General features: G+C 72.2%; 32 protein-coding genes and 1 pseudogene. 23 read left to right on the top strand and 10 right to left on the bottom strand.

Annotated elements, in window-relative coordinates:
• The first annotated feature begins 45 nt into the window (after positions 1 to 45).
• The 10 genes from IO24_RS0116480 to IO24_RS0116435 are packed head-to-tail and all read left to right on the top strand — an operon-like array spanning position 46 to position 5,382.
• Positions 46 to 417: a gas vesicle protein GvpO gene (locus IO24_RS0116480; RefSeq protein WP_078899295.1), complete on the top strand. Its 372-nt coding sequence runs from the start codon at positions 46 to 48 to the stop codon at positions 415 to 417.
• A gap of 46 nt (positions 418 to 463) precedes the next feature.
• Positions 464 to 898, top strand: coding sequence for a gas vesicle structural protein GvpA (locus tag IO24_RS0116475; protein WP_031136414.1), 435 nt, complete (start codon positions 464 to 466; stop codon positions 896 to 898).
• Positions 895 to 1,668 (top strand): GvpL/GvpF family gas vesicle protein, encoded by a 774-nt coding sequence (locus IO24_RS0116470; RefSeq protein WP_031136412.1) that lies wholly within the window; start codon positions 895 to 897, stop codon positions 1,666 to 1,668. Before IO24_RS0116475 ends, IO24_RS0116470 begins: the two co-directional genes overlap by 4 nt.
• A 4-nt stretch (positions 1,669 to 1,672) precedes the next feature.
• Positions 1,673 to 1,936, top strand: coding sequence for a gas vesicle protein GvpG (locus IO24_RS0116465; protein WP_031136411.1), 264 nt, complete (start codon positions 1,673 to 1,675; stop codon positions 1,934 to 1,936).
• Positions 1,933 to 2,685 (top strand): hypothetical protein, encoded by a 753-nt coding sequence (locus tag IO24_RS45975; RefSeq protein ID WP_031136409.1) that lies wholly within the window; start codon positions 1,933 to 1,935, stop codon positions 2,683 to 2,685. Before IO24_RS0116465 ends, IO24_RS45975 begins: the two co-directional genes overlap by 4 nt.
• Entirely contained in the window at positions 2,682 to 3,791 is a 1,110-nt protein-coding gene (locus IO24_RS0116455) for an SRPBCC family protein (RefSeq protein WP_031136407.1), read from the top strand. Before IO24_RS45975 ends, IO24_RS0116455 begins: the two co-directional genes overlap by 4 nt.
• Positions 3,788 to 4,126 (top strand): gas vesicle protein, encoded by a 339-nt coding sequence (locus IO24_RS0116450; protein WP_031108661.1) that lies wholly within the window; start codon positions 3,788 to 3,790, stop codon positions 4,124 to 4,126. Before IO24_RS0116455 ends, IO24_RS0116450 begins: the two co-directional genes overlap by 4 nt.
• Positions 4,123 to 4,878 carry a GvpL/GvpF family gas vesicle protein gene (locus tag IO24_RS0116445; RefSeq protein WP_031136404.1) on the top strand — a complete coding sequence of 252 codons (756 nt, stop codon included), beginning with the start codon at positions 4,123 to 4,125 and terminating at the stop codon, positions 4,876 to 4,878. Before IO24_RS0116450 ends, IO24_RS0116445 begins: the two co-directional genes overlap by 4 nt.
• Before the next feature lie 16 nt (positions 4,879 to 4,894).
• Complete coding sequence (locus tag IO24_RS0116440) at positions 4,895 to 5,083, top strand: gas vesicle protein (protein ID WP_003994122.1); 189 nt, start codon at positions 4,895 to 4,897, stop codon at positions 5,081 to 5,083.
• Positions 5,084 to 5,118: 35 nt separating this feature from the next.
• Positions 5,119 to 5,382: a gas vesicle protein K gene (locus IO24_RS0116435; protein WP_030843810.1), complete on the top strand. Its 264-nt coding sequence runs from the start codon at positions 5,119 to 5,121 to the stop codon at positions 5,380 to 5,382.
• Between the two features lie 62 nt (positions 5,383 to 5,444).
• Here the strand turns inward: IO24_RS0116435 and IO24_RS0116430 are convergent, their stop codons facing one another.
• The 3 genes and pseudogenes from IO24_RS0116430 to IO24_RS0116420 all read right to left on the bottom strand — a co-directional run.
• On the bottom strand, positions 5,445 to 5,615 hold the full coding sequence (locus IO24_RS0116430; RefSeq protein ID WP_031136400.1) for a hypothetical protein: 171 nt from the start codon (positions 5,613 to 5,615) through the stop codon (positions 5,445 to 5,447).
• 42 nt (positions 5,616 to 5,657) lie between these two features.
• Entirely contained in the window at positions 5,658 to 6,479 is an 822-nt protein-coding gene (locus tag IO24_RS0116425; protein ID WP_031136398.1) for a methyltransferase domain-containing protein, read from the bottom strand.
• 99 nt (positions 6,480 to 6,578) lie between these two features.
• Positions 6,579 to 6,842 (bottom strand): annotated as a pseudogene (locus IO24_RS0116420) (phosphoesterase); the annotation flags it as partial.
• Between the two features lie 235 nt (positions 6,843 to 7,077).
• Between IO24_RS0116420 and IO24_RS0116415 the strand changes: the two are divergent.
• Positions 7,078 to 7,620 carry an MOSC domain-containing protein gene (locus tag IO24_RS0116415; RefSeq protein ID WP_031136395.1) on the top strand — a complete coding sequence of 181 codons (543 nt, stop codon included), beginning with the start codon at positions 7,078 to 7,080 and terminating at the stop codon, positions 7,618 to 7,620.
• 63 nt (positions 7,621 to 7,683) lie between these two features.
• Positions 7,684 to 9,303: an ATP-binding cassette domain-containing protein gene (locus IO24_RS0116410; protein ID WP_031136393.1), complete on the top strand. Its 1,620-nt coding sequence runs from the start codon at positions 7,684 to 7,686 to the stop codon at positions 9,301 to 9,303.
• A gap of 13 nt (positions 9,304 to 9,316) precedes the next feature.
• Here the strand turns inward: IO24_RS0116410 and IO24_RS0116405 are convergent, their stop codons facing one another.
• Entirely contained in the window at positions 9,317 to 10,417 is a 1,101-nt protein-coding gene (locus IO24_RS0116405; protein WP_031136391.1) for a baeRF2 domain-containing protein, read from the bottom strand.
• A gap of 64 nt (positions 10,418 to 10,481) precedes the next feature.
• Here IO24_RS0116405 and IO24_RS0116400 point away from each other — a divergent pair, with 64 nt between their 5' ends.
• Positions 10,482 to 10,769 (top strand): DUF6158 family protein, encoded by a 288-nt coding sequence (locus tag IO24_RS0116400; protein WP_031136389.1) that lies wholly within the window; start codon positions 10,482 to 10,484, stop codon positions 10,767 to 10,769.
• A gap of 190 nt (positions 10,770 to 10,959) precedes the next feature.
• On the opposite strand, the gene IO24_RS0116395 is transcribed toward IO24_RS0116400, so the two are convergent.
• The 3 genes from IO24_RS0116395 to IO24_RS0116385 form a co-directional block, all read right to left on the bottom strand.
• A complete protein-coding gene (locus IO24_RS0116395; RefSeq protein WP_031136387.1) occupies positions 10,960 to 11,502 on the bottom strand; it encodes a type 1 glutamine amidotransferase domain-containing protein in 543 nt (180 codons plus the stop codon).
• Positions 11,503 to 11,632: 130 nt separating this feature from the next.
• Positions 11,633 to 12,064, bottom strand: a complete 432-nt coding sequence (locus tag IO24_RS0116390) for a CBS domain-containing protein (RefSeq protein WP_031136386.1) — start codon at positions 12,062 to 12,064, stop codon at positions 11,633 to 11,635.
• 72 nt (positions 12,065 to 12,136) lie between these two features.
• Positions 12,137 to 12,538, bottom strand: coding sequence for a DUF2795 domain-containing protein (locus IO24_RS0116385; RefSeq protein WP_031136385.1), 402 nt, complete (start codon positions 12,536 to 12,538; stop codon positions 12,137 to 12,139).
• 158 nt (positions 12,539 to 12,696) lie between these two features.
• On the opposite strand from IO24_RS0116385, the gene IO24_RS43000 reads away from it, so the two are divergent.
• Positions 12,697 to 12,876, top strand: a complete 180-nt coding sequence (locus IO24_RS43000; RefSeq protein WP_078899290.1) for a hypothetical protein — start codon at positions 12,697 to 12,699, stop codon at positions 12,874 to 12,876.
• Here the strand turns inward: IO24_RS43000 and IO24_RS0116380 are convergent.
• The gene (locus tag IO24_RS0116380; protein WP_031136383.1) at positions 12,830 to 14,623 is read right to left on the bottom strand and encodes a thiamine pyrophosphate-requiring protein; all 1,794 of its coding nucleotides are present in this window, start codon (positions 14,621 to 14,623) and stop codon (positions 12,830 to 12,832) included. The genes IO24_RS43000 and IO24_RS0116380 overlap by 47 nt on opposite strands.
• A 239-nt stretch (positions 14,624 to 14,862) precedes the next feature.
• Between IO24_RS0116380 and IO24_RS0116375 the strand changes: the two genes are divergently transcribed.
• The 4 genes from IO24_RS0116375 (at position 14,863) to IO24_RS0116360 (ending at position 19,025) form a co-directional block, all read left to right on the top strand.
• Entirely contained in the window at positions 14,863 to 15,657 is a 795-nt protein-coding gene (locus tag IO24_RS0116375) for an RNA polymerase sigma factor SigF (protein WP_031136380.1), read from the top strand.
• Positions 15,658 to 15,874: 217 nt separating this feature from the next.
• The gene (locus IO24_RS0116370; protein WP_031136378.1) at positions 15,875 to 16,540 is read left to right on the top strand and encodes a hypothetical protein; all 666 of its coding nucleotides are present in this window, start codon (positions 15,875 to 15,877) and stop codon (positions 16,538 to 16,540) included.
• A gap of 179 nt (positions 16,541 to 16,719) precedes the next feature.
• On the top strand, positions 16,720 to 17,967 hold the full coding sequence (locus tag IO24_RS0116365; RefSeq protein ID WP_031136377.1) for an aminotransferase class I/II-fold pyridoxal phosphate-dependent enzyme: 1,248 nt from the start codon (positions 16,720 to 16,722) through the stop codon (positions 17,965 to 17,967).
• On the top strand, positions 17,964 to 19,025 hold the full coding sequence (locus IO24_RS0116360) for an MBL fold metallo-hydrolase (RefSeq protein WP_031136376.1): 1,062 nt from the start codon (positions 17,964 to 17,966) through the stop codon (positions 19,023 to 19,025). Before IO24_RS0116365 ends, IO24_RS0116360 begins: the two co-directional genes overlap by 4 nt.
• Before the next feature lie 2 nt (positions 19,026 to 19,027).
• Here IO24_RS0116360 and IO24_RS0116355 read toward each other — a convergent pair whose 3' ends face one another.
• Together IO24_RS0116355 and IO24_RS0116350 are read right to left on the bottom strand one after the other, a co-directional pair.
• On the bottom strand, positions 19,028 to 19,660 hold the full coding sequence (locus IO24_RS0116355) for a DedA family protein (protein ID WP_037667942.1): 633 nt from the start codon (positions 19,658 to 19,660) through the stop codon (positions 19,028 to 19,030).
• A gap of 29 nt (positions 19,661 to 19,689) precedes the next feature.
• On the bottom strand, positions 19,690 to 20,463 hold the full coding sequence (locus IO24_RS0116350; protein WP_031136372.1) for an MBL fold metallo-hydrolase: 774 nt from the start codon (positions 20,461 to 20,463) through the stop codon (positions 19,690 to 19,692).
• Between the two features lie 82 nt (positions 20,464 to 20,545).
• On the opposite strand from IO24_RS0116350, the gene IO24_RS0116345 reads away from it, so the two are divergent.
• The 5 genes from IO24_RS0116345 to IO24_RS0116325 all read left to right on the top strand — a co-directional run bounded on the left by IO24_RS0116345 (position 20,546) and on the right by IO24_RS0116325 (position 25,973).
• Positions 20,546 to 20,947 (top strand): hypothetical protein, encoded by a 402-nt coding sequence (locus IO24_RS0116345; RefSeq protein ID WP_031136370.1) that lies wholly within the window; start codon positions 20,546 to 20,548, stop codon positions 20,945 to 20,947.
• Positions 20,948 to 21,056: 109 nt separating this feature from the next.
• Positions 21,057 to 23,132, top strand: a complete 2,076-nt coding sequence (locus IO24_RS0116340) for a phage holin family protein (protein ID WP_031136368.1) — start codon at positions 21,057 to 21,059, stop codon at positions 23,130 to 23,132.
• 168 nt (positions 23,133 to 23,300) lie between these two features.
• Positions 23,301 to 23,729, top strand: a complete 429-nt coding sequence (locus IO24_RS0116335; protein ID WP_031136366.1) for an OsmC family protein — start codon at positions 23,301 to 23,303, stop codon at positions 23,727 to 23,729.
• 121 nt (positions 23,730 to 23,850) lie between these two features.
• Positions 23,851 to 25,236, top strand: coding sequence for a hypothetical protein (locus IO24_RS0116330; RefSeq protein WP_031136365.1), 1,386 nt, complete (start codon positions 23,851 to 23,853; stop codon positions 25,234 to 25,236).
• Complete coding sequence (locus IO24_RS0116325; protein WP_031136363.1) at positions 25,233 to 25,973, top strand: glycerophosphodiester phosphodiesterase family protein; 741 nt, start codon at positions 25,233 to 25,235, stop codon at positions 25,971 to 25,973. The genes IO24_RS0116330 and IO24_RS0116325 overlap by 4 nt, the downstream gene beginning before the upstream one ends.
• Positions 25,974 to 26,013: the final 40 nt, after the last annotated feature.

Below are 26,013 nucleotides of genomic sequence, written 5' to 3'. Positions count from 1 at the left end.
AGGTTTGGCGAACACTCTTGCGGCCACACGGAGGGGGAGGTGGCCATGTCGAACACAAAAAACACGCAAGAGTCACAGGGTTCACAGAAGTCACAGGACTCTCAGAACTCGAGCAAATCGAACGACAACAGGTCGGCCCCGAAGCGGCCGAGCCCGATGGAAGTGCTGCGCCAGGCGCGCGGCCAGCTCGCGGAGCTCACCGGCATGGAAGCCGAATCCGTGTCGTCCTTCGAGCAGACGGAGGAGGGCTGGGCGCTGGAGGTCGAGGTTCTCGAACTCGAGCGCGTGCCCGACACGATGAGCCTGATGGCGAGCTACCAGGTGGAGCTCGACGCAGAGGGGCAGCTCACGGGTTACCGGCGCGTCCGCCGCTACGAACGCGGGCGGTCCGACGCGCGCAGGCCCGGCGGCCGCTAGGCCGCCCGACCGGACCCCCACCCAGACACGAGGAGGAACACCCGGCATGACAGTCGTACCGGCACAGCAGTCCGGCGGCGGAGGCGGCAGCAGCGGTCTCTACGACGTACTTGAGCTCGTCCTGGACAGGGGGCTCGTCATCGACGCATTCGTGCGAGTCTCCCTGGTCGGCATCGAGATCCTCAAGATCGACGTACGCGTCGTCGTCGCCAGCGTCGACACCTATCTGCGCTTCGCCGAGGCGTGCAACCGGCTCGACCTGGAGGCCGGGCCGCGCAAGGACCCGGGCCTGCCCGACCTGGTCGGGGAGATGACCGAGTCCGGCGCCCGCGGCAAGTCCAAGGGAGCGCTGTCCGGCGCCGCCGAGACCATCTCCGACGCCTTCAACCAGGCGCGGAGCGAAGGTTCCGAGCGTGAGACCGAGTCGCGTCCGCGAGCCCGCAAGAGCACGTCGTCCCGCCGTAAGGAGGAGCAGGAGTGAGCACTTATGTCTACGGCATCGCGGCGAGTTCGCACCCCGGCCTCCCCGAGGGCATGAGCGGCGTCGGAGACCCGCCCCGCCCGGTGCGCATCCTGCGCGAGGGGGACCTCGCGGCGATCGTCAGTGAGGCGCCCGACGGGCTGCGGCCCAAGCGCAAGGAGCTGCTCGCCCACCAGAACGTGCTCAGCGAGGCCGGCGCGGCCGGTTGCGTGCTGCCCATGCGGTTCGGCAGCGTCGCCCCGGACGACAACTCCATCACCGGGGTGCTCGCCGAGCGTGCCGAGCACTACAAGGAGCGGCTGCAGGCCCTGGACAACCGGGTCGAGTACAACGTCAAGGCCAACCACGTCGAAGAGGCCGTCCTGCACCAGGTGATGGCCGAGAGCCCCGACATCCGCGGTCTCGCGGAGGCCAACCGGCAGGCGGGCGGCGGCAGTTACGACGACAAGATCCGGCTCGGCGAGCTGGTCGCGGCCGCGGTCAAGGCCAAGGAGGCCGACGACGGCGCCGCGGTGCAGCGCGCCCTGGCCCCGGCCGCCGACGACGTGAGCGTGGGCCCCGAGTCCACGGGCTGGCTGGCCAACGTGTCGTTCCTGGTGGACCGGGATTCGGCCGAGTCCTTCCTGGCCGCGGTCGAGCAGCTCCGCAAGGACATGCCGCACCTGGAGGTGCGGGTCAACGGACCACTGCCGCCGTACAGCTTCGTCGAGCCCGGCCCGGCCGAGCCCGCGGGCACTGTGGCGAGCGGAACGGACACCGGAGCGGGGTGACGACGTGGGCCTGATCTCTGAGGTGCTGCTGCTGCCGTTCGCACCGGTACGCGGCAGCGCCTGGGCCATCAAACAGGTAGTCCAAGAGGCCGAGCGGATCTACTACGACCCCGCCACGATCCGGGCCGAACTGGCTCGCCTCGAGGAGCAGATGGAGGCCGGAGAGATCACGGAGGAGGAGTTCGACCGTCTCGAGGACGAACTCCTCGACCGACTGGAGAACGCTTCGCGCGGGAGCGCGGGAACAGGCAACGGGACAACACAATGAACCGAACGGGACTGGGTCTCGCCATAGGGGCCGGATACCTCCTGGGACGGACCAAGAAGCTGAAGATGGCAATGGCCGTCGGTGGCCTGGTCGCCGGGAAGAAGCTGAATCTGAGCCCGCGCATGGTCGCGGACCTGCTGCAGCAGCAGCTGAAGAACAACCCGCAGTTCAAGGAGATCGGCGACCAGCTGCGCGAGGACCTGCGCGGTGTCGGCAAGGCTGCCTCCGGCGCCATGGTCGAGCGGCAGATCGACGCGCTCGCCGACCGGCTGCACGGCCGGACCGCCCAGGTGCGCGACCAGCTGTCGGGTGTGGTGCCCGGCGGTCAGGACGACGACGCGGAGGACGCCGAGTACGAGGACGAGGAGCCCGAGGACTCCGGCGCCGACGAGGCGGACGAGCCCGAGGACTCCGGCGCCGACGAGGCGGACGAGCCCGAGGACTCCGGCGCCGACGAGGAGGACGAGCCCGAGGACTCCAGCGCCGACGAGGAGGACGAGCCCGAGGACTCCAGCGCCGACGAGGAGGACGAGGAAGAGGAGGAGGAGCCGCAGGCCAAGAGGGCCGCCAAGAAGGCGCCGGCCAAGAAGGCTCCCGCGAAGAAGACCGCCAAGAAGGCCCCCGCGAAGAAGACGGCGGCCGGACGCAAGACGGCGGCGAAGAAGACCACGGCCGCCAAGAAGGCGACCTCCGGGAGCAGAGGCGGCAGCGCCCGCTCCCGGCTGCCGAAGGGAGGCGGTGAGGGATGAGCGACACTCTCGGCTCGGCGAAGTCCGCCGCCAACGGAGCGAAGAACCCGCTCACCGACCTGGCCCACAGCGAGGCCGCCGACCGGCTCAAGGCCGAGTTGCAGGAGTACCTCGCCGCCCAGGCCACCCGCATGCTCACCGGTGCCGGCCGCAAGCTCGGCGAGACCACCGGCAAGCTGAATGACATCGCCGAGGGCAAGAGCCCCGGTTTCGCCAAGCTCGCCCTCGACGGCGGCCGCAAGATTGCCGAGGGCAAGGGGCCCCTGCGCTCCGCACTGGAGCTGGGCGGCTCGCGCATCAAGGACAAGGTCATGGGCGCCTTCAAGGGCCTGGGCGGCAAGGGCAAGGGCAAGGGCCGTTCCGGCAACAAGCCCACCGTCATCATCGAGCACATCGACGTCGGCGTGCCGCTGCGCACCGCCTACGACCAGTGGACCCAGTACCAGGACTTCAGCACCTTCGCGAAGGGTGTCAAAGCCGCGAGCAAGGCCGACGACACCACCTCCGACTGGCAGTTGAAGGTCTTCTGGTCCAACCGCAGCTGGAAGGCGAAGACGACCGAGCAGCTCCCCGACGACCGCATCGCCTGGACCTCCGAGGGGGCCAAGGGCACCACGAAGGGCGTCGTCTCCTTCCACCGGCTCACCGACAACCTGACCCGCGTCCTGCTGGTCATCGAGTACTACCCCTCCGGCTTCTTCGAGAAGACCGGCAACATCTGGCGCGCCCAGGGCCGCCGGGCCAGGCTCGACCTCAAGAACTTCGTCCGCTTCATCACGATCAAGGGCGAGGCGGAAGACGGCTGGCGAGGCGAGATCAGCGACGGCGAGGTCGTCCGCAGCCACGACGACGCGGTCGCCGAGGAGGAGTCCGAGCAGGAGTCCGAGGAGGAACGCCCCGAGGGTGAGGAGGCCGAGGGCGAGTACGACGAGGAGTCGGAAGAGGACGAAGAGGAGCCCGAGGGCGAGTACGAGGACGACTCCCAGGCCGAGGACGACGAGGAGGCCGAGGACGAGGAGGAGCCCGAGGAAGAGGAGGAGCCCGAGGGCGAGTACGAGGACGACGAGGACGAGGATGAGGAAGTCGAGGCAGGGAGCCGGCGATGACGACGCCCAGCAGGATGCCCGAACCCTATGGTCAGGGAAGCGGCGCCAACCTCGCCGACATCCTTGAACGAGTGCTCGACAAGGGCATCGTCATCGCGGGCGACATCCGGATCAATCTGCTCGACATCGAACTCCTCACGATCAAACTGCGGTTGATCGTCGCTTCGGTCGACAAGGCGAAGGAGATGGGCATCGACTGGTGGGAGACCGACCCGGCCCTGAGCTCGCGGGCCCGCCGTGACGAACTGACCCGTGAGAACGCCGAGTTGCGCGAGAGGCTGGCCCGGCTGGAGGAACTGGAGCCCGGCCGCGCGGAGAAGAAGGAGGCACCGTGACCGGACTGCGGTACGTCTACGCCGTCTGCCGCCCCTTCGGCACACCGCTCCAGTCCCAGCTGTCAGGTGTGGCGGGCGACCCGCCCAGGGCACTGACTCACCACGGCCTGGTGGCCGTGGTGAGTCACGTGCCGGAGCGGGACTTCGCCGAGGAGCCGCTCCGCGCCCATCTGGAGGACCTGGACTGGCTCACCGAGACCGCCCGCGCCCACCAGGGCGTCATCGACGCGCTCACCACCGTCACGACCCCGCTGCCGCTGCGGCTCGGCACCGTCTTCCACGACGACAGCGGCGTGCGGATGATGATGGAGGCCCGCGAGGAGGATTTCCGGAGCACGCTCGACCGGCTGGAGGGCCGGGTCGAGTGGGGCGTGAAGGTGTACGCCGAGTCCGAACCGCAGGAGAGGGCCCGGCCCCCGCAGAAAGCCGCGTCGGGCCGGGACTACCTGCGGCAGCGGCGCATGCAGACCAGGTCCCACGAGGAAAAGTGGCAGAAGGCCGAAGCCTTCTCGACCCGGCTGCACGAGGAGCTTTCCGCATTCGCGGAGGATTCCCGGATGCATCCCCCGCAGAATCCGGCGCTTTCCAAGGCCACCGGGCGGAACGTATTGAATGCCGCCTATCTCGTTCCGCGTGCGCATTCCGAGGAGTTCGTGGAACTGGTGGACCGCACAAAGGGTGAGGTGCCCGGGATGCGCATCGAACTCACCGGCCCCTGGGCGGCCTATTCGTTCGCCGGGGAGGCCACATGAACGACGGGGAGAATCCGTGACCGTAGTGGAACGCCGTGAGGTCGCCCTCGTGGACCTGCTCGACCGGCTGCTCGCCGGCGGCGTCGTGATCACGGGAGACATCACGCTGCGCATCGCCGACGTCGACCTCGTCCGTATCGACCTCAACGCGCTGATCAGCTCGGTGAACGCCCAGGTGCCCTCACCGTTCGAGGAGTTGCTGTGACCACCCCCGAGAATCCCCGGCCGCGCTCCAACCGGATGGATCTGGAGCCCGACACGGTCGAGCGTGACCTGGTCAAGCTCGTGCTGACGGTGGTGGAGCTGCTGCGCCAGCTCATGGAGCGCCAGGCGCTGCGCCGGTTCGACGTGGGCGACCTGAGCGAGGAGCAGGAGGAGCGGATCGGGCTCACGCTCATGCTGCTCGACGAGCGGATGACGGAGCTGCGCGACCGCTACGGGCTGCGGCCCGAGGACCTCAATCTGGACCTCGGGCCGCTCGGACCGCTGCTTCCGCGGGACTGACGCACACGCGCGCGCTTCCCCGGTCCTGGCTCAGGACCGGGGAAGCGGTTGTGTTCGTTTATTCACCACCTGTACCAGCGGCCCCTGCCGCCGGCTGCCGACGTGCCGCGGACGAAGAATCCCAGCAGCCACAGGACAAGGACCGCGAGCGCGATCCACCAGAGAATCTTTACTGCGAATCCGGCGCCGAACAGAACCAAAGCCAGAAGCAGCACCAGCAGGATGGGAACCATAATTCGAACCTCCTGCTTTAAGGGTGTCCCGGAAACGGTGTCTCAGGCTTCCTTGCGGCAGAGAATTTCTCCGTGCAGGACGCTGAACCAGCCGTCCTCCCGGGCGCCCCACTCCCGCCAGGCCTCGGCCACGCCCCGCAGCTCCGCCTCGTCGGTGTGCCCGCCCTCCAGGGCCCGGTCCGCGTAGGCCGACGCCAGGGTGCGGTCGGCCCACAGCCCGCTCCACCAGGCCCGCTCCTCGGGCGTGGCGAAGGTCCAGGTGCCGGAGGTCGCCGTGATGTCCGTGAGCCCGGCCCGCAGCGCCCAGGCCTTCAGTCGGCGCCCGGCGTCCGGCTCACCGCCGTTGGCCCGGGCGACCCGGCGATAGAGGTCCAGCCAGGCGTCGAGCCCACCGGACGCCGGATACCAGGTCATGGCCTCGTAGTCCGCGTCCCGTACGGCGATGAGACCGCCGGGCCTGACGACCCGCTTCATCTCCTGGAGCGCCCGTACCGGGTCGCCCACGTGCTGGAGCACCTGGTGGGCGTGGACCACGCAGAACGTGTCGTCCGGATAGTCCAGGGCGTGCACGTCGGCGACCGCGAAGTCCACGTTGGCCATCCCCCGCCCGGCCGCCGCGGCCCGCGCCTGCTCAAGGATCTCCGGCACCCGGTCGACGCCGGTGACCTGCCCGTCCGGTACGAGCGCCGCCAGGTCGGCGGTGATCGTGCCGGGCCCGCAGCCGATGTCCAGGATCTTCATGTGGGGCTTGAGCGAAGGCAGCAGGTACGCGGCCGAGTTGGCGGCGGTCCGCCAGGTGTGCGAGCGCAGTACGGACTCGTGGTGCCCATGGGTGTAGACAGCGGTCTCCCGGGGTTCCGGCATGGCGGATCCCACCCCTTCCGATCGGGTTGGCATGAGATCACCGTACGCAGACTGGCCGAATATTGAGATGTGCATCCTGCTATATGGACTGACGGTGTGTCAGTAGCCTGCGATCGGCCGGTACACGGTCAGCGCCTCCGGGAGCTTCTCCAGCGTCACGCGGCCTTCCACCTCGGTCACCTCGCCGTCGTAGGCGAGGAGCGTGCCCGGTGCCACGCCGTCCAGGCGCAGCCGCCCCACCTGGACGGCCGCGTGGGCGGGGGAGCGGGTCAAGGGCCCCGCGAGGGCAGCGGCGAGCAGCCGCGCGGCGGGCCGGCGGCCGCCGTGCACCACCCGCACGTCGAGCTGCCCGTCCGCGAGATCTCAGCCGCGGCAGCACGGGGTCCGCCCCCGGCCGGCGCCGGGCCCCGGCGGCCTCGAACAGGCGGCGGTCCAGGGCGAGGACGCGGTCGCGCAGGGGATGGTGCCCGGGCTTCGGGGTGGTGAGGTCCAGGTCGGGGGGCGTCATGCCGTGCGGGTACCCGGAGGGGGTGGACACACCGACGGTCCGGCGGCAGTCTCGGAGCTGATCACCATCATGGAACAGGGGGACCGAGAGATGAACGGGCACGTGACGGCGGTCAGCAGCAACGGAGAGTACTCCTTCACCAAGCCGAACCGGGACAGCATCACGCTGCTCACCGGGCTCGGGGTGGAGGGCGACGTGCACGCCGGGGTGACGGTCAGGCACCGCTCGCGCGTCGCGCAGGACCCCACCCAGCCGAACCTGCGCCAGGTCCACCTCATCCACGAGGAGCTTTTCGCCGAGGTCGGCGCGGACGGGTTCGAGGTGGCGCCCGGCGAACTCGGCGAGAACATCACCACCCGGGGCATCGACCTGCTCGCACTGCCCACCGGAACGCTGCTGCGCATCGGCGACAGCGCGGTCCTGCAGGTCACCGGGCTGCGCAACCCCTGCCGGCAGATCGACCACTTCCGGGACGGGCTGCTCAAGCGGGTCGTCGGACGGGACGAGGCGGGCCGCGTCGTGCGCAAGGCCGGGATCATGACGGTGGTGCGGGAGGGCGGCGTGGTGCGGCCCGGCGACACCGTCGAGGCGGAACTCCCCAGCGGGCCGCACCGGCCGCTGGAGCGGGTCTGACCGGCACCCGCAGACCGGAAACCCGTTTGCCCCGGACGCCCGCGCCCCCACAGAATCGCGCCCATGGGTCACCTCGAAGCCGCGCACCTGGAGTACTACCTGCCCGACGGAAGGGCGCTGCTGGGCGATGTCTCGTTCCGGGTGGGGGAGGGGGCCGTCGTGGCCCTCGTGGGGCCCAACGGCGCCGGGAAGACCACCCTGCTCCGGATGCTCGCCGGTGAGCTCAAACCGCACGGCGGGTCCGTGGTCGTCGGCGGCGGGCTCGGCGTGATGCGGCAGTTCGTGGGATCCGTACGCGACGAGACGACCGTGCGGGACCTGCTCGTCTCCGTCGCCACGCCCCGCATCCGCGAGGCGGCCCGCGCCGTGGACGCCGCCGAGCACGCCATCATGACCGTCGATGACGAGGCCGCCCAGCTGGCGTACGCGCAGGCCCTCGCCGACTGGGCCGAGGCCCGCGGCTACGAGGCCGAGACACTGTGGGACATGTGCACCACGGCCGCGCTCGGGGTGCCGTACGACAAGGCGCAGTTCCGGGAGGTCCGCACCCTCTCCGGCGGCGAGCAGAAGCGGCTCGTCCTGGAGGCGCTGCTGCGCGGCACCGACGAGGTGCTGCTCCTCGACGAGCCCGACAACTACCTCGACGTCCCCGGCAAGCGGTGGCTGGAGGAACGGCTGAAGGAGACCCGCAAGACGGTTCTGTTCGTCTCCCACGACCGTGAGCTCCTCGCCCGCGCGGCCCAGCGCATCATCTCCCTGGAGCCCGGCCCCGCCGGCGCCGACGCCTGGGTGCACGGCGGCGGCTTCGCCACCTTCCACGACGCCCGGCGCGAGCGCTTCGCCCGCTTCGAGGAGTTGCGCAGGCGCTGGGACGAGAAGCACGCTCAGCTGAAAAAGCTCGTGCTGAACCTTCGTCAGGCAGCCGCGGTCAGCCATGAGATGGCCTCCCGCTACGCGGCCGCCCAGACCCGACTGCGCAAGTTCGAGGAGGCCGGACCGCCCCCGGAGCCGCCGCGCGAGCAGGACATCAAGATGCGGATCAAGGGCGGCCGCACCGGCGTCCGGGCCGTCACCTGCGAGAACCTCGAGCTCACCGGCCTGATGAAACCCTTCGACCTGGAGGTCTTCTACGGCGAGCGCGTCGCCGTCCTCGGTTCGAACGGCTCCGGCAAGTCCCACTTCCTGCGCCTGCTCGCCGGCGACGACGTGGCACACACCGGCAACTGGAAGCTGGGCGCCCGGGTCGTCCCCGGCCACTTCGCGCAGACGCACGCGCACCCGGAGCTGGAGGGCCGCACGCTCCTCGACATTCTGTGGAAGGAGCACGCACAGGACCGCGGCGCCGCGATGTCCCGCCTGCGCCGCTATGAGCTGACCCACCAGGCGGAGCAGACGTTCGAACGGCTCTCCGGCGGGCAGCAGGCCCGTTTCCAGATCCTCCTGCTGGAGCTCCAGGGCGTGACGGCGCTGTTGCTGGACGAGCCCACCGACAACCTGGACCTGGAGTCCGCCGAGGCGCTCCAGGAGGGTCTGGAGGCCTTCGACGGGACGGTCCTCGCGGTCACCCACGACCGCTGGTTCGCCCGCTCCTTCGACCGCTTCCTGGTCTTCGGCAGCGACGGCCGGGTCCGGGAGACCTCGGACCCGGTCTGGGACGAACGCAGGGTGGAGCGGGCCCGTTAGGGCCCGCTCCGGATCACTTCCAGCGCAGCAGCGCCCCCAGGCCGCCCACGGGAACCTCCCGCTCGGAGACCGACAGCGCGGGCGCGTCCGTGGCCACCGCGGAGCGGATGAGCGCGTCGTCCGCCCGGGCCGGCCACGAGTGCTGCTCGCCCAGGACCTTCAGGTCCGTCCGGCGCACCGCGAGCTGGTCGGGGTCCTCCCCGATCCACACCTCACGGTGCGCGTCGGGCCCGTCGACCCTGATCAGCAGCTCGTCGATACGGTGCTCCCGTGCCGCCTCGACCAGCGCGGGCACGCCCTCGACGGCCCCGGCCCGGCCCTCGTCGTCCGGGTTGCGGGCGGCGCGGAAGCGCTCCAGCTCCGCCTCGGCCTGCCGCCCCACATGCTCGGCCCGGGCCCGCTCCACGTCCTCGTCGAGCAGCCGGCTGCCGGTGCCGTGCGGCGCCTCGACCACCAGGTCGTGCAGCCGCTTGGGCAGCCGCTCGTGCACGGACCGCCGCTCCCGGTCGTCGCCGACGAGAATCAGCAAGTCGGCCTTGGTCTCCTCCTGGCACACGGCGAGCGCGTCGGCGATCTCCGCGGCGTTGTGCTCCCAGGTGTTCTCCACCCGCAGCTGGAAATGCCGCTCGGACCAGTCCGCGGAGCCCGTCCGGTGCATCGGCCACTGCCGCCCGGTGACGCTCCCGGCGTCCTGCCGGCCCAGCGCGTTGCGCAGCTCGAAGTCCGCGCCCTTGCGGTCGACGTACGCCACCACGCACACCGGGTCCTCACCGGCCAGCTCCAGCAGCGGCGCGACCCGCGGCAGCGGCGCCCATTCGGCCCAGTCACCGCCCTGCGGGGGACGGACCAGCGGCGGGTCGAGAACGACCTCGCCGGCGCGGGCGAACAGGGCCCGGCCGTGCGGCTCGGAGGAGTGCCGCAAATCCTCGATCGCGCCCTGCACAGCCCGGCACGTCGCCTCGTCGGCCCCCTGCGCGGCCAGCTCCCTGGCCATCGCCTGGGCCGTCAGCTCCCGCTCGTGGGGAGTGCCCTCCGTGTGCCGTGAGGTGTCGACGTACACGGACGCCCAAGGCCCGGGGTGTTCGTACAGTGGGTGCAGAAAGGCGAGATCCATGGTTCCTCCCGGATGCCGCTCGGGGGTAGTGCTCAGTTGCTCCGGGGGCGGGTACCCGGACCGCATGAACGAACACGACGAGCGGGGCGACACGATGACCGGAGTGGACCCTGACCGGCTGGACGACCAGCAGCTCATGAAAGAGCTGGAGACCATCCACCGCACGCGCCACGACACGCTGCTGTACGGCTCGAACGACGCGCTGCGCGCCCACAACGAGCGCATGGCCCAGCTCGAGGGCGAGTACCTGCGCCGCAATCCGCGCCGCCCGGTGGCCGCGGGCCGCACGCGCGAAGGGGCCCGGGAGCGGGGGAGCGGGGAGTCGGCGACTCCCACGGCCCCCGGCACCTGAGCCCCTCGAGGACGCGACCGGAACAGCACCGGCACGCACGCGCACCACAGGGCCGGACCGATGGCCACCGGACCGGCCCCGCAGGTCAGCGCCGTATCGCCGGCCTTCCCCAGGGGCGATGCCCGGCGACGGCCGTCACGAACGCGTCCAGAACTCCTCGCTCGCCGGCTCCGGCGACGTGTCCGGGCTGTCAGGCGGCCTGCTGGGCGAAGACGTCGAGGAAGGTCTCGCAGAACGCCTTCAGATCGTCCGGCTTGCGGCTGGTGACCAGCTTGTTCGCCCCGTGGTCACAGACCTTGACCTGCTTGTCGACCCAGGTGCCGCCCGCGTTGCGGATGTCCGTCTGCAGGCTCGGCCAGGACGTGAGTTCCCGGCCGCGCACGACGTCCGCCTCGACCAGCGTCCACGGCGCGTGGCAGATCGCCGCCACCGGGCGGCCGTGCTCGAAGAAGTCCCGGACGAACGCGACGGCCTTGTCGTCCATCCGCAGGAAGTCCGGGTTGGCGACGCCGCCGGGCAGCACGAGAGCACCGAACGAGTCCGGCGAGGTGTCGCCCACGACCTCGTCCACGGGGAACGTGTCCGCCTTGTCGAGATGGTTGAAGGCCTGGATCTCGCCCTGTTGCGTCGATACCAGCACGGGCTCGTGGCCCGCGTCCTTCGCGGCCTGCCACGGCTCGGTCAGCTCGACCTGTTCGACACCCTCGGGTGCGACCAGAAACGCGATACGCATGATGTTCCACGTCCTTTCCGGGAGCGGGCGGCGATCCGGTGCGCCGCGTCGCCCCTCGTGTTCTTCCTGCTCTTCTCGTTCCGGTGGCCGGTACACACGCCGACGCTGATCCGCCCGGCCCGGTCCGGGCTCACGCACCACCGCGGGCGTCGGGCTCGGCCCGGCTGATGTCGGCGAGCGCCGACGCGGGGTCCTCGGCCTCGGCCACGTCGCCGAGGCTCACCATCCCGACCGGCAGCCCGTTCTCCACCACCGGGAGCCGGCGCACCGCGTGCTCGCGCATCAGCGTCACCGCCGTCGCCACCCGGTCGTCCGGCGTCACCGTCACCGGATTCCTCGTGCACACGGTCTGCGCGCTGACCGTCATCGGGTCGGCGCCGTCGGCGACGGCCCGTACCGTGATGTCACGGTCGGTGAGCACACCGATCACGTCCTGCCCTTCGGCCACCACCACGTCACCGATGTTCTGCGTACGCATCAGCTGTGCCGCCTCGACGAGCGAGGCGTCCGGGCGCACGGCGACCACACCCGCTGTCATCACGTCTTTGACGTACTCGGCCATCACTGGGGCCTTCCCTCCGTTTCCAGGCCGGTGGGGGCGCCGCGGCATGCCGCGGCGCCCCCTGCGCGGTCCCTACGCGTACTCCTCCGGCCCGGTCTCGCGGGCCCGGATCAGGGCCTGGGCCAGCTCCTGGACGTTGCCGTAGCGCTCCTGTCGCGGCAGCTCCTCCAGGGCCTCGACCAGTGCGTCGGGTGCCTGGTGGCCGCGCAGCTCGCGGGCCAGCTCGCGCGGACTCGCGGGGAACACCCTGCGACCCAGGATCCGGGCCAGCTCCAGCCGCACCGACTCCAGGGACGTCGGCGCACGGCTCGGCGTCACCGGCCCGTGGGCGACCTCGGGATCGTCCTCGGCGGACGGCTCCGGGTCGTGCCACTCCTCACTGCGGGTGGGGTGCCCGGACCTGAGCAGACCCTGCAGTTCGTGTTTCATCTCGTCGTCCCGGTGGACGCTCAGCCGGTCGCTGCCTCGCTGCATGTCTCCCTCCAGACGTTCGGGGGCCCGCACCGCGTACCCGTACACCGGAGGCCGACACAGGTTCCCGGGCACGCTCGCCGCCGGCCGCACTGGTTTGCGCCATGTCCTGCGGGAGACCCGGATCACACCCCCCACACCTCTCTGGGGAAGGACCCGTCATGGCGATGCTCGCTGTGCTCATCCCGCTGCTCATGCTCGGAGTGGTGCTGGTGCTGGGCCGTTACGAGGAGTTGCTGCTGCCGCAGGAGGACGCCGACCGGCGCGAACCGGCCGGCGTACCCCCCGCCGCCGCTACTTCTTCTCCCGCCCCGGCAGGAACTCCTGCACCTTCGCCTTGAAGCCCCGCTTGACCATCGATCCCCGGTCCGCGTCGCCCTTCAGGACCGACGCGGCGGTCGCCTCCATCTGGTCCCAGGTGGCGTGCGGCGGGATCGGTGGGACAGCCGGATCGGTCAGGAACTCCACCACCGCGGGACCGTCCGCCTCCAGCGCGGCCCGCCAGGCCGCCTCCACGTCCTCAGGCTTCTCCACCCGGATGCCGGTCAGCCCCAGGGAACGGGCGAACGCGGCGTACTGCACGTCCGGAAGCTCCTGCGAGGGCAGGAACGACGGTGCTCCCCCCATGGCCCGCAGCTCCCACGTGACCTGATTCAGATCGTGGTTGTTGAACACCGCGATCACCAGCCGCGGGTCCTCCCACAGGTGCCGGTACTTGGCCGCCGTGATCAGCTCCGCCATCCCGTTCATCTGCATCGCACCGTCCCCGACCAGCGCGATCGCCGGCCGGTCCGGGTGCGCGAACTTCGCGCCGATCGCATACGGCACCCCGCAGCCCATCGTCGCGAGCGTGCCGGAGAGCGAGCCGCGCATGCCCGGCTTCATGGTCAGGTGCCGCGCGTACCAGTTGGCCGTCGAGCCCGAGTCGCACGTGACGATCGCGTCGTCCGGCAGCAGCGGGTCCAGCGCGCGGGCCACGTACTCCGGGTTGACCGGGTCGGCGTCGAGCCCCGCCCGGCGCTCCATCACGTCACGCCAGCGCGTCACGTTGTCGCACACGGTGTCGTACCACTCCCGCCCGCGCCCCTCCTCGATCAGCGGGATCAGCCGTTCCAGGGTGGCCTTCGCGTCCCCGACCAGGTTCACCTCGTACGGGTAGCGCATCCCGACCATGTGCGGATCGATGTCGATCTGCACGCCCCGCGCCTTGCCGAACTCCGGCAGGAACTGGCTGTACGGGAACGACGACCCGATGGTCAGCAGCGTGTCGCAGTCCCGCATCAGCTCGTACGAGGGGCGGGTGCCCAGCAGGCCGATCGAGCCGGTGACGTACGGCAGTTCGTCGCTGAGGACGTCCTTGCCGAGCAGCGCCTTGGCGACACCCGCGCCGAGCAGCTCGGCGATCCGCTGCACCTCGGCCCGTGCGCCGGCCGCGCCCTGGCCGGCCAGGATCGCCACCTTGTCACCGGAGTTGAGAATCTCGGCGGCCCGCCGCACCGAGTCGTCGGACGGCACGGCCGTCCACGAGCTGCGGTCCAGGCTGGAGGGCACCATCTTGAACTCGTGCGTGGGCGGCGTGTAGTCGAGCTCCTGCACGTCGCCGGGGATGATGAGCGCGGTCGGGCAGCGGCGCGCGTACGCCGTGCGGATCGCCCGGTCCAGCACGTTCGGCAGCTGCTCCGGCACCGTCACCGTCTCCACGAACTCGGAGGCGACGTCCTTGAACAGCGTGTGCAGATCCACTTCCTGCTGGTACGACCCGCCCATCGCGGTGCGGTGCGTCTGGCCGACGATCGCCAGCACCGGCACATGGTCCAGCTTGGCGTCGTACAGGCCGTTCAGCAGATGGATCGCGCCCGGCCCCGACGTCGCCGCGCACACCCCGAGACGGCCGCTGAACTTGGCGTAGCCGACCGCCTGGAACGCGGACATCTCCTCGTGCCGTGACTGCACGAACCGCGGCTCGTTCTCGGCCCTGCCCCACGCGGCGAGCAGGCCGTTGATGCCGTCGCCCGGATAGCCGAAGACCTGCTCCACTCCCCATTCGCGCAGCCTTCGCAGGACATGGTCGGCGACCTTGGTGCTCATGTACGACCTCCCGGGCGTTCGGGGACAGAGCCAGCCGTACGAGTCACCCTGCGCCACGGCGGAAAACCTCTCCGGGTTTGCGGGTGAGGGCCGGGGGCAGGCGCCCTTCAGTGCTTCGGACAGGAGGCACGCCCGTGGGAGCGGCGTCGCGCGCCGCCACCGAGGCCCTGTCCCCCAGCGGATGCGCTTCCACGGTGACCGTCCGACCCGCAGCATTTTCAAGGGAATTGCGACGCATCATGCAGACCCGAACCAGCGCGAAGCGGCACTCCCACGACGACGCCCCCGACACCGCCGAAGCCTTCCGCAGGCTCACTTCGATGCCCGCCGGTCCGGAGCGCGACGCGCTCCGCGACGAGATCGTCGAGGCCTGGCTGCCCATGGCGGACCGCCTCGCCGGACGCTTCCGCAGCCGCGGCGAGAGCTTCGAGGACCTGCGCCAGGTCGCCGCCCTCGGCCTGGTCAAGGCCGTCGACCGGTACGACCCCGAGCGCGGCCACGCCTTCGAGAGCTACGCCGTGCCGACCATCACCGGCGAGATCAAGCGGCACTTCCGTGACCACATGTGGACCCTGCACGTGCCCCGCCGCGTCCAGGACCTGCGCAACCGCGTGCGGACCGCCGGCCAGGACCTCTCCCAGACGATCTCCGGCCGCCGCCCCACCGTGACCGAGATCGCCGAGCACGCGGACATGAGCGAGGAGGACGTCCGGGCCGGCCTGGAGGCACTGGAGAGCTTCACGGCGCTGTCCCTGGACGCGGAGCTGCCCGGCAGCGAGGACGGGTACTCCCTGAGCGACGCGATGGGGTCCCAGGACCCGGCGCTGGACACGGTCGTCGACCGCGAGTCCGTGAAGGCCCGGCTGGCGGCGCTGCCCGAGCGGGAGCGGGCGATCCTGTACATGCGGTTCTTCGGAGACATGACACAGAGCCGGATCGCCGAGGAGCTGGGGATCTCGCAGATGCACGTGTCCCGGCTGATCAGCCGGTGCTGCGGCCGGGTGCGGGAGCAGGTCATGCGGGATGTCGCCTAGCGCCGCAGGGGTTGACGCGGTCGTGCGAGTGCGGGCCGGTGGTGGCTTGTCGCGCCCACGCGGCGGAGCCGCAGATCGATACCGCTCCGCGCCCCTGGGTCGCTCCGATTCACCCGGTTGAGTGGCACCGTCCCGCCAATGGGGCCTCGCCGCGCGCGGCGACAGAGAGACCTGGCTGTCATGGCAGAGGGGTATGACCACCGAAGGAGTCCCCTCGATGCGCCGCAGCCTGCACGCCCTGTCCGCCGCCGCCCTGGCCGGCTCAGCCCTCGTGGGCTTCGCGCCGGCCGTCTTCGCCGAACCGGCCGCCGAGGTCGCTCCCGCCACCGTCCACCCCGGAGAAACGCTCACCGTCTCGGTCAGCTGCGATCCGGCCGGGGGGCCGCCGCCCGACACCCTCGACGCCACCTCGCAGGCCTTCGACGAGGGCACGGTGCCGCTGCGCCGGGTCACCGGCAACGACGACAAGGTGTCCGGCCCCGCCTACCGCGGAACGGCCCGTATCGCCTCCGCGGAGAACTTCGAGGGTGATCCGGACGCGCCGGGGGAGGACTCGGCGTGGACCGTCGACGGCACCTGCCCGGCCGCTCCCGGCGGAGAGGGCAAGCAGTGGAGCGCGACGTTCACCGTGGCGCACGGCTCCGGGCCCCACAAGCCCACGCACAGACCCACCCACAAGCCCTGCCCCGAGCCCTCGCACCACGGCGGACAGCACCACACCGAGTGCGACGCGGCAGCGGTCCAGCGCGGGGTGCGGGCCGGTGACGGCGGCACCTTCACCGACTCCGTACCGGCCCTGGTCGCGGGCGGGGTGCTGATCGCGGGAGCGTTCGGAGCCGCCCTGCACCGGCTGCGCAACCGGGAGCACGACCCCTGCCGCTGACCCGCCCGGCCCGTTCCACCGTCCCGGAAGGACCCGGTTTCCCCGGCCCGGGCCCGCTCATGCTGTGACCGTCACAACCCGGCCGGGCGCCCATGGGGCGGCGGCACCCTGGGTACTCAGTGGCCCAGGACAGGCGGCACAACACGGCGGCACCAGGCACTGGCACTGCGGAGGTACGGATGCGGCGGACGGCCCCGGAAGGTCACGGCCCCGTCCGGTTCGGGCCGCCGCTCCCCGAGGACGGGCTGCCCGTCCTGCCGGAACTGTCCGCGGTGCTCGCCGCCGCGGCGTCCCGGGGCGGCCACGAGCCGGTCGGCGGCGGCACGACTCTGCGCGAGGCCGCCTGCGGCTACTGGGACCGGCGCGGACTGCACTGCGATCCGGACCGCGTGGCCGCCGGCCCCGGCTCGCCCGCCCTGCTGCTCGCGCTGACCGCCGCCCTCGGCGGCGACGTCCTCGTCCCGAGACCCTGCGCCGCCTGGTGGGCGCCGTACGCACGCCTGCTGGGGCGCCCCGCCTTCCACGTGCCGACCCCGCCCGAGAGCGGCGGGGTTCCGGACCCGTACGCGCTGCTGGAGACCGTACGCCGGGTCCGCGCCGAGGGCGGCGACCCGCGCCTGCTCGTGCTGTCCGTCGCCGACGACCCCACCGCGACCGTCGCCCCTCCCGAACTGCTCCACGAGACCGTCGAGGCCGCCCAGGGCGAGGGCCTGCACCTCGTCAGTGACGAGACCTGGCGCGACACCCTGCACGAGCCGCGCGACACCGTGCTGCTCAGCCCCGCCGAGATGGTGCCCGACCGGGTCACCGTCGTCACCGATCTGGCCGGGGCCCTGCTCCCGCCCGGCTGGCCGGCCGCCGCGGCCCGCTTCCCCGGCGGGGAGGACGGCGAGGACCTCCACGCGCGCGTGCTCGACATCCTCACCGCCCTCGACGCCCGCGTCGCCGCGCCCATCGCCGCGGCGGCCGCGTACGCCCTGGGGGAGCCGGAACCGGTCACCGCGCGCACGGCGACCTCCGTGCGCCTGCACGCGCTCCTGGCCGCCGAGGCGCACGCCGCCGTCGTCGCCGCGGGCGCCCTCGCCCGGCCCCCGCGCTCCGGCCGCCACCTGTACGTGGACCTGGCCCCGCTGCGTCCCGCGCTGACCGCGCACGACGTCGGCGACGCACAGGAACTGGAGGACTTCCTCACCGCGCGCCTCGGCATGCCCGCCCCGGGCGGACACCGCTTCGGCGACGACCTCGAAGCCCCGCGCGTGCGGCTTTCCACCGGCGCACTGGTGGCGGGTGACGACACGGAACGCGCGGAATGCCTCACCTCACCCACGCCGTTGGAACTGCCGCAGGTGCAACGCGCGTTGATCCGGCTGAAGTCGGTCTTCGACGATCTCCGCGACGACGCTCAGCGATGGGAGCCTCCTCGATGACGCAGCAGTCCGAGTCGACCACCGGCACGACCATTCGGGAAACCGACGAGCCCCCGCTCCCGTCACCCCTCGCGCCCCCGCATCCGCCCCTGGCCGAACCCCGCCCGCTGGCCGAGCGCCGGGTGTGGCCGCGCACCTTCCACGACCGGCTGACCGCGCCGCTCCCGGGCCTGAAGGCCATGGCCCGCTTCGCCAGGGAGGGCGCGGTGAGACCGGGCCCCGAGGGCCTCGCCGACATCCCCCGGCTGCCCTACGCCCCGGCCCCGCTGCCCCGCGTCGACGCCCGCACCGTCGCCGTCACGTGGGCGGGACACGCCAGTTGGGTGCTGCGCATCGGCGGACTGACCGTCCTCACCGACCCGGTGTGGTCCCGCCGCATCCTCGGCACCCCGGCCCGGATCACCCCCGTGGGCGTCCCCTGGGAGGACCTGCCGCGCGTCGACGCCGTCGTCATCAGCCACAACCACTACGACCACCTGGACGCCCCCACACTGCGCCGCCTCCCGCGCGACACCCCGGTGTTCGCCCCGGCCGGGCTCGCCCGCTGGTTCCACCGCCGTCGCTTCACGCGCGTGACGGAACTCGACTGGTGGGAGGCGGCCGAACTGGACGGCGTCCGCTTCGACTTCGTCCCGTCCCACCACTGGTCCAAGCGCAGCCTCACCGACACCTGCCACAGCCTGTGGGGCGGCTGGGTCCTCACCGACCGGGACGGCCGGCGCGTCTACTTCGCGGGTGACACTGGCTACGGCCACTGGTTCTCCCGCATCGGCCGCCGCTACCCCGGCATCGACCTGGCCCTCCTGCCCATCGGCGCCTACGACCCCCGCTGGTGGCTCCGCGACGTCCACTGCGACCCGGAGGAAGCGGTCCGCGCGGCCCAGGACCTGGGCGCGCGCCGGATGGCCCCCATGCACTGGGGCACGTTCGTGCTGTCGGCGGAGCCGGTCATGGAGCCCCTGACGCGCGTGCGGGCGGCGTGGGAGAAGACGGGGCTGCCCCGGGAAGACCTGTGGGACATGCCGGTGGGCGCCTCACGAGTGCTGTCCGGGGGCTGACCTCAGGGCCGTCGCGGGGAACTGCGCACCCGCCGTACCACCGTCGGCACCGCGCTGACCAGCAAGGTCAGCCCGATCGCCGCCACCACGCCCTCCCACGGCTCGGCGAACAGCGACCCCCCGAGGATCCCGATCAACTGATAGGTCACGGCCCAGGCCAGACACGCCGGCAGGTTCCCGCGGGAGAACCTCCGCAACGGCCACTCGGCCAGCAGACAGGACAGCATCACCGGGATACGCCCCGCCGGCACCAGCCGGGACAGCACCAGCACCGCCACCCCGTGCGCGGCCAGTTTCTCCTGCGCCTGCTCCAGCCGGTCCTCCGGCGCCCGTGACCGGATCGCCTCCAGCCACCGCGAGCCGTTCTTCGACTTCAGCCCGCGCCGCCCCAGCCAGTACAGCGCCGCATCACCCAGGAACGCCGCCAGCGACGCCGTCACGAAGACCATCGCCAGCGAGAACGGCGCCGTCTGATGCACGGCGACCACCGCCGCCGAACTCACCAGCGCCCCGGTCGGAATCACCGGCACCAGCGCCCCGGCCAGCACCAGCAGAAAGAGCGTCGGATACCCGATCGCCTGCTGCGTGGACTCCGGAACCAGGGACGCCGGTGTGACGGCCGACGCCGCGAACAGGGGCGCGAGCGCCAGGGGCGCGGACCAGTTCACCGGGCGGCTTCCAGGCGCACGCTCTCCCCGTGCCCGAGCCGGTGCACCGCCACGGCCGGCGCGTGCCGGGCCGCCAGCCGGACGAACTCGTCCCCCGGCGCGTGGAACTCGTGGGGGCGTACGGCCTCCATGCCGATCGGCCAGTACGTGCCGTAGTGCACCGGCACCGCACTGTGCGGCGCCAGCCGTTCCAGCGCCTGCGCCGCCCGGCCCGCGTCCAGGTGCCCCTCGCCAAGGTACGGCCCCCAGCCGCCCACCGGCAGCAGCGCCACCTCGACCGGCCCTACCTCCTTGGCCATCTCGTCGAACAACCCGGTGTCCCCGGCGAAGTACGTCCGGGCCTCCCCGGCTATGACATATCCGAGCGCGGGGGAGCGGTGCGGCCCGAACGGCAGCCGCCGCCCGTCGTGCAGCGCGGGCACGGCCCGTACGACGATGTCGCCGACCGGGATCTCGTCCCCGGGGGCCACCTCGCTCACCCGCAGGTGCGTGAGCCGGCGCAGTCGGGGCACCGCCCGGCGCGCGCCCCGGGGCACGAGCAGGCGCGTGCCGGGAGCCAGCCGCATCAGCGACGGCACGTGCAGATGGTCGGCGTGCAGATGCGACACGAGCGCCACGTCCGCGTGCGGGGCACCCGGGGGCGGCAGGGCTCCGCGCCGACGGCGCAAGTGTGCGAGCCGGCGCGCGAACAGGGGATCCGTGAGCACGCGCACGTTCGAGTCCTCGACGGTGCAAGTGGCGTGACCCCACCAGGTGATCTCCACCGGCACTTCTTTGCCTCCTTCGCGCGACTCCCCGAAGCCTACGTGCAGGAGTAGGGTCGGCGGCGAAACCGGAGGTGAGGGGGACGCCATGGTGCCGGTGCGGGTCACGGCGATCGCGAGTCTGACGCCGCTGGAGGAGCTGGACCACGATCCGTTCCTGGTCGACTCCCGCAGTCAGCACGCGATGTGCGCCCGCTGGGCCGCCGAGCGGGGCTACGTGGTCAGCCGGGAGTTACTGGTCCGCGGGCTGCGGCCCGACCACGGCGCGCTGTGGGACGGCGTCCGGCCCGGCCTCGACCTGTTCGTCGCGCCCAGCCGGCGGGTACTGGAGAGCGCGCTCGCCTCCGTCGAGGAATTCACCGCCGAGTGCGCCCGGCGCGGTGTACGCGTCGAGACGGTGGGGCAGGCGGAACCGGCGTACGACGCGGCGATGAAGGCGTGCGTGCACCGGCGGCTGTCGATGCCGACGGCCGGATACGACGGGCGCTGACCTCCCCTCCGGGGGTGCGGCCCGGGGACGAAGAGGCCCGACCGGGCGTTGGGACACTGTGGGGGAGGACCCGCGACGGCTGCGGGCCAGGGACGTGAGGTGGCTGGGCGTGCGGGGCGTGTGGTGGCGGCGGGTCGCCAGTCAGGTGGGGCGGAGTGTCGCCGTGTGGGCGGTCTCCACCGTCACCATGCTCGTGCTCGCCGGGATCCTGCCGGACTTCCGGCTCCGCTCGGAGAACGGCGACAGCGCGACCGACATCGCCGTCACGGCGGCCTTCGGCGCCGGCGCCTTCGGTCTGCTGTCGGCCGTGGTGTGGCCGCTGCTCGTCCGGCTCCTGCTCCTCGTGCCGGCGCTCGTGCTCGGGCTGCTGGTGTTCTTCCTCAACGGCGCGCTGCTGCTGCTCGCCCTCAACCTCAACCCGGCCGAGCGCGGCGCCGCCGCGCCGGAGACCGCCGTCGTGGTCGCCGCCGTGATGTCGGCCGTGGCGTCCGCGACCGGCGCCGCCCTGGCCGTGCGGGACGACGACGCCTACCGCCGCAGGCTGTACCGCCTCTCCGACCGCCGCCGCCGGTCCGGGCCGCCCTCCCCCGCCGGCCCCGGCACGGTCTTCGTGCAGCTCGACGGCGTCGGCCACGACACCCTGCTCGACGCGGTCGGCCAGGGCCTGATGCCCACCGTCGCCCGCTGGCTCGACATAGGCGACGGCGGCCGCCCCACCCACCGGCTCACCCCCTGGCGCACCGACTGGTCCAGCCAGACCGGCGCCAGCCAGCTCGGCATCCTGCACGGCAGCAACCATGACGTCCCCGCCTTCCGCTGGTACGAGAAGGACACCCGCGAAGTGGTCGTCTGCAACCGCCCGACCAGCGCGGCCGAACTCCAGCGCCGCGCCGTCGAGTACGCCGGGCACGGCGGGCTGCTCACCGTCGACGGCGCCAGCCGCGGCAACCTCTTCAGCGGCGGCGCCGACCAGCAGGCCCTCGTGCTGTCCATCGCCGCCCGCCGCCGCAGCCGGGAGAACCGCTCCCGCGCGGGCTACTTCGCCTACTTCTCCGACCCGGCCAACGCCGTGCGCACCGCGCTGTCCTTCATCGCCGAGGTGGGCCGGGAGATCGGCCAGTCCACCCGGGCGCGGCTGCGCGAGCAACGCCCGCGCGTCTCCCGAGGCGGCCTCTACCCCCTCGTCCGGGCCTTCGCGACCGTCGTGGAGCGCGACGTCGTCGTCGCCGCCGTGACGGGCGACATGCTCGTCGGCCGCACGGCCGTCTTCGCCGACCTGGTGGCCTACGACGAGGTCGCCCACCACTCCGGCCCGGCGAGCCGCGACGCGCAGAAGGTCCTCGAACGCCTCGACAGCTCGCTCGCGCTCATCGAGAACGTCGCCGAGCACGCCCCGCGCCCCTACCGGATCGTCGTGCTGTCCGACCACGGCCAGAGCCCCGGCGAGACCTTCCGTTCCCGCTACGGCCTCACCCTCGGCGACCTGGTGCGGGCCGGCTGCGGCATGCCCGTACCGCGCAAGGCGGAGCGCACCCGCAGTGGGGCGGAGGCCCGCGCCGCCGTCCGCGCCGCGCTGCGCATCCCCGTGGAGGAGACCGGCGACCAGCACCGCCCCGGGCGCCGCGAGGAGCCGATCGTGCTGGCCTCCGGCAACCTCGGTCTGATCTCCTTCCCGGACGTCACGCACCGCATGAGCAAGGAGGAGATCGACGCCCGCCACCCCGCGCTGCTGACGACCCTCGCCAACCACCCCGGCATCGGCTTCCTGCTCGTCCGCAGCGAGGAGCACGGCGGTGTCGTCCTCGGCGCGTACGGCGCCGAGATCCCGCTGGCCGACCTCGACGACAACCCGGGCCCGCTCGCCGCGTTCGGCCCGGGCGCCGCCGACGCGGTCCGCCGTACGCACTCCTTCCCGCACACCGCCGACATCATGGTCAACTCCTTCCACGACCCGGCCGACGGCGAAGTCCTCGCCTTCGAGGAGCAGATCGGCTCCCACGGCGGCCTCGGCGGCGCCCAGGGCAGACCCTTCCTGCTGTCGCCGCTCGGCCTGTCGGCACCGGCCGCCCAGGGCGAGGAACTCGTGGGCGCCGAGCACGTGCACCGGGTGCTGCGCCGCTGGCTGCGCGAGTCGAACGGACCGCAGGTGCCGCTGGAGGCCACCGAGGAGGAGCACGCCGCCTGAGAACCCGGCCGCACCTGCCGGGCCGTACGCACACCCAGGGGAGCGCGGCTGCCGTTCACCACCAGAGGGAAGGTCTCTCGCGTGAGTTGAGCCGTAGTGTGATCGGATGGGGGGCACGGGGCCCGGAGACGGGCCCGCAGGCGAGTCCGTACGCGAAAGGAAGAACTCGTGGCTACCACGCGCTCCGCACACACCGTCTGGGAAGGCAACCTGCTCGAGGGCAATGGTGTCGTCACCTTCGACTCCTCCGGCGCCATCGGCGAGCAGCCGGTCACGTGGGCGTCGCGCGCCCAGGAGGCGAACGGCAAGACCAGCCCCGAGGAGCTGATCGCGGCCGCCCACTCCAGCTGCTTCTCCATGGCCTTCTCCAACATCCTCGACAAGGCCGGGACGCCGCCCACCAAGCTCATCACCTCGGCCGACGTCTCCTTCCAGCCCGGTGAGGGCATCACCGGCATCCACCTCACCGTCGAGGGCACCGTCCCCGGCATCGACGAGGAGGCCTTCCAGGCCGCCGCCGACGAGGCCAAGGTCGGCTGCCCGGTCAGCCAGGCCCTCAAGGCCACGCCCATCACGCTGACCGCCAAGCTCGCCTGACCTGCCGCACCCCGTCGCGCGGGCCCGCCCACCAGGGGCGGCCCGCGCGTCGTCGTCGGTTCACCACCCCCGGCCGGGGTATGAACCAGACGCCTCGAACCGCCGGGCCGGAAGGAACGCGATGCTGCCGGGAACGTCCACGAACGCGACGGTGCTCGACTCCGCCACCCGTGACCGGACCCGTGTCCTGCTGCTGTTCAGCCTTTCCGGACGGCTCCGCCCCCGGAGCACCGCCCTCGGCGCCCTCGTCGACCGCTACGACTACGGCCGCTTCGCCTCCCATCTGCTGACCAGCCAGGACGTGTTGCCCGTCCCGGTCCTCGACGAGGAGGTCGCGCCCCGGCGGCTGCGGCTGCCGCACGGCGACCACGGCCTGGGCCTCGCGGCCTTGCGGATCCTCGTCGTCACCACCCCGCGCGGCGATGCCACCCTCGTCGTGGACTGCGCCTTCGCGGGCGAGACCACCGCCGGCGACCTCGCCGTCTGGCTGGCCACCACCTGTTTCGACCGGGAGCGGATCGAGCTCGACGACCGCCCAATCCTGCAGACACTGACCGCACGACTCGGCGGCCGGCCGCTCGCCCTCGGCCAGAACGTGCACCAACTCGTCTTCCCCGGCGGTCGGTTACAGCGGGAACTGCTCAGTGCCGACGAGGCCCGCAAGGCCGTCCTGCTGAACGAGATCGTCTACCGCGGCCGGATGCCGTGGAACCCCGCCACGCCCTACGACGCGAGCCTCGCACCGCACCTCCGCAACCACGGCCTCACCCTGTCCGTCCTCGGGCGGGGCGTGTCCGTCCAGGCCGGCTGGGCCCCGCACGTGGAGAACGGCCTGGCCCTCGTCGCCGTCGGCATGATCTCCGCCCTGTCCGTGCTCCAGCGCACCCGGCTGGCGGCCTTCGCGATGATGAAGGCCAACGAGCAGGCGCTGACCGACTCGCCCACCGAGATCCGCTCCCTGATCTCCCGCCTCTCCGCCGGCGTCAACGAAGTCCAGCTGGACCTGGCCTTCGGCGTCGAGGCGTACGTCGACAGCCTGCTGATCCCCGAGATGGTCACGGAGGCGTTCCAGTCCTCCCTGCGCGACGCCCTCGGCATCCGCGACAGCCTGGAGAACTCGGCCCGCATGGTCGAACGGCTCACCTCGGTGACCAGCGCCCGCTCCGCCGCCCTGGACGCCGAACTCGCCGAACGCGACGACCGCCGCGACCGCACGGTCTCCGGCCTGGTCGCCGCCGCCACCCTGATCGCCCTGCCGCCGACCCTGCTGCTGGCCTTCTTCGGCGTGAACGGCACGAACGTCGACGAACACCGCTCCATCCTCGACCTGCGCGCCTACGGCGCCGCCTACGCGCTGGCGTGGCTGCCCTTCGTCGTCCTCGTGGCGATCGGCTGGGTCCTGCTCAGACGGGTCAGCACCCGCTCCGGTTCGCTGCTGCCCGCGCCCGACGAGAGCTTCGTACCCGTCCCGCCTCCTCGCGCGCCCGACGGAAGCCGACGACCGTGACGCCACCGCCCGCCGTCTCCGCCCACCGGGGCGGCTCCGAGCGCGCCGGCCCCGCCACCTGGGAGGCATACGAGGACGCGATCGGGTCCGGTGCCGAGTACGTCGAGTTCGACATCCGCCGCACCGGGGACGGGGTCCTCGTCGTCTACCACGACCCCCGGGTCGGGCCCGCCGGCCCGCCGCTGTCCGCGCTCACGCACGCCGGGCTGTGCGAGCGGGCCGGGTACGCCGTGCCCGTGGTGGACGAGGTCATGGCGCTGATCGCCGGGAAACTCGTGGCCCACCTGGACCTCAAGGAGGTCGGTTACGAGCAGGAGGTGGTCGACCGGGCGGTCGCCCTGCTCGGCGCGGACGGGCTCGTCGTGACGACCCTGGAGGACCGGTCCGTCGCCGCCGTGACCCGGGGCTTCCCCGCGGTGCGCACCGCCCTGTCCCTCGGGCGCGACCGCAGGGAGCTGGCCCTGGCCCGGCTGCCCGGCACCCGGCTGAGCGAGCTGTTCCCCGCCCGCCGCATCCGGGCCTGCGGGGCGCACGGCGTCGCCGTGCACCAGCGGCTGGCCAGGACCAACGTGCTGCGCGAGGCGACCCGGCACGGCCTGTTCACCATGGTCTGGACCGTCAACGACGACACCCTGATGCGGGCTTTCCTCGCCCACCCGCGCGTCGACGTGCTCATCACCGACCGGCCCCGGCGCGCCGTGGCGCTGCGCGGGCCGATCACCCCATCGCGGCATTGACAACAGCGCACTCAAGTTTTGTGCTGGAGGGGGTGGAGTG

Source organism: Streptomyces flavovariabilis, from assembly GCF_000725785.1.
Taxonomy (GTDB): Bacteria; Actinomycetota; Actinomycetes; order Streptomycetales; family Streptomycetaceae; genus Streptomyces; species Streptomyces hawaiiensis.
The sequence above is the reverse complement of the archived record's forward strand: the minus strand, read 5'-3'. Positions and strand labels throughout refer to the sequence as shown.

Excerpts from the sequence above, each read along its gene's own strand:
- IO24_RS0116480 (WP_078899295.1), top strand. The coding sequence starts at position 46 with ATGTCGAACACAAAAAACACGCAAGAGTCACAGGGTTCACAGAAGTCA.
- IO24_RS0116475 (WP_031136414.1), top strand. The coding sequence starts at position 464 with ATGACAGTCGTACCGGCACAGCAGTCCGGCGGCGGAGGCGGCAGCAGC.
- IO24_RS45975 (WP_031136409.1), top strand. The coding sequence starts at position 1,933 with ATGAACCGAACGGGACTGGGTCTCGCCATAGGGGCCGGATACCTCCTG.
- IO24_RS0116455 (WP_031136407.1), top strand. The coding sequence starts at position 2,682 with ATGAGCGACACTCTCGGCTCGGCGAAGTCCGCCGCCAACGGAGCGAAG.
- IO24_RS0116450 (WP_031108661.1), top strand. The coding sequence starts at position 3,788 with ATGACGACGCCCAGCAGGATGCCCGAACCCTATGGTCAGGGAAGCGGC.
- IO24_RS0116435 (WP_030843810.1), top strand. The coding sequence starts at position 5,119 with ATGGATCTGGAGCCCGACACGGTCGAGCGTGACCTGGTCAAGCTCGTG.
- IO24_RS0116430 (WP_031136400.1), bottom strand. The coding sequence starts at position 5,615 with ATGGTTCCCATCCTGCTGGTGCTGCTTCTGGCTTTGGTTCTGTTCGGC.
- IO24_RS0116425 (WP_031136398.1), bottom strand. The coding sequence starts at position 6,479 with ATGCCGGAACCCCGGGAGACCGCTGTCTACACCCATGGGCACCACGAG.
- IO24_RS0116415 (WP_031136395.1), top strand. The coding sequence starts at position 7,078 with ATGAACGGGCACGTGACGGCGGTCAGCAGCAACGGAGAGTACTCCTTC.
- IO24_RS0116410 (WP_031136393.1), top strand. The coding sequence starts at position 7,684 with ATGGGTCACCTCGAAGCCGCGCACCTGGAGTACTACCTGCCCGACGGA.
- IO24_RS0116405 (WP_031136391.1), bottom strand. The coding sequence starts at position 10,417 with ATGGATCTCGCCTTTCTGCACCCACTGTACGAACACCCCGGGCCTTGG.
- IO24_RS0116400 (WP_031136389.1), top strand. The coding sequence starts at position 10,482 with ATGAACGAACACGACGAGCGGGGCGACACGATGACCGGAGTGGACCCT.
- IO24_RS0116395 (WP_031136387.1), bottom strand. The coding sequence starts at position 11,502 with ATGCGTATCGCGTTTCTGGTCGCACCCGAGGGTGTCGAACAGGTCGAG.
- IO24_RS0116390 (WP_031136386.1), bottom strand. The coding sequence starts at position 12,064 with ATGGCCGAGTACGTCAAAGACGTGATGACAGCGGGTGTGGTCGCCGTG.
- IO24_RS0116385 (WP_031136385.1), bottom strand. The coding sequence starts at position 12,538 with ATGCAGCGAGGCAGCGACCGGCTGAGCGTCCACCGGGACGACGAGATG.
- IO24_RS43000 (WP_078899290.1), top strand. The coding sequence starts at position 12,697 with ATGGCGATGCTCGCTGTGCTCATCCCGCTGCTCATGCTCGGAGTGGTG.
- IO24_RS0116380 (WP_031136383.1), bottom strand. The coding sequence starts at position 14,623 with ATGAGCACCAAGGTCGCCGACCATGTCCTGCGAAGGCTGCGCGAATGG.
- IO24_RS0116375 (WP_031136380.1), top strand. The coding sequence starts at position 14,863 with ATGCAGACCCGAACCAGCGCGAAGCGGCACTCCCACGACGACGCCCCC.
- IO24_RS0116370 (WP_031136378.1), top strand. The coding sequence starts at position 15,875 with ATGCGCCGCAGCCTGCACGCCCTGTCCGCCGCCGCCCTGGCCGGCTCA.
- IO24_RS0116365 (WP_031136377.1), top strand. The coding sequence starts at position 16,720 with ATGCGGCGGACGGCCCCGGAAGGTCACGGCCCCGTCCGGTTCGGGCCG.
- IO24_RS0116360 (WP_031136376.1), top strand. The coding sequence starts at position 17,964 with ATGACGCAGCAGTCCGAGTCGACCACCGGCACGACCATTCGGGAAACC.
- IO24_RS0116345 (WP_031136370.1), top strand. The coding sequence starts at position 20,546 with ATGGTGCCGGTGCGGGTCACGGCGATCGCGAGTCTGACGCCGCTGGAG.
- IO24_RS0116330 (WP_031136365.1), top strand. The coding sequence starts at position 23,851 with ATGCTGCCGGGAACGTCCACGAACGCGACGGTGCTCGACTCCGCCACC.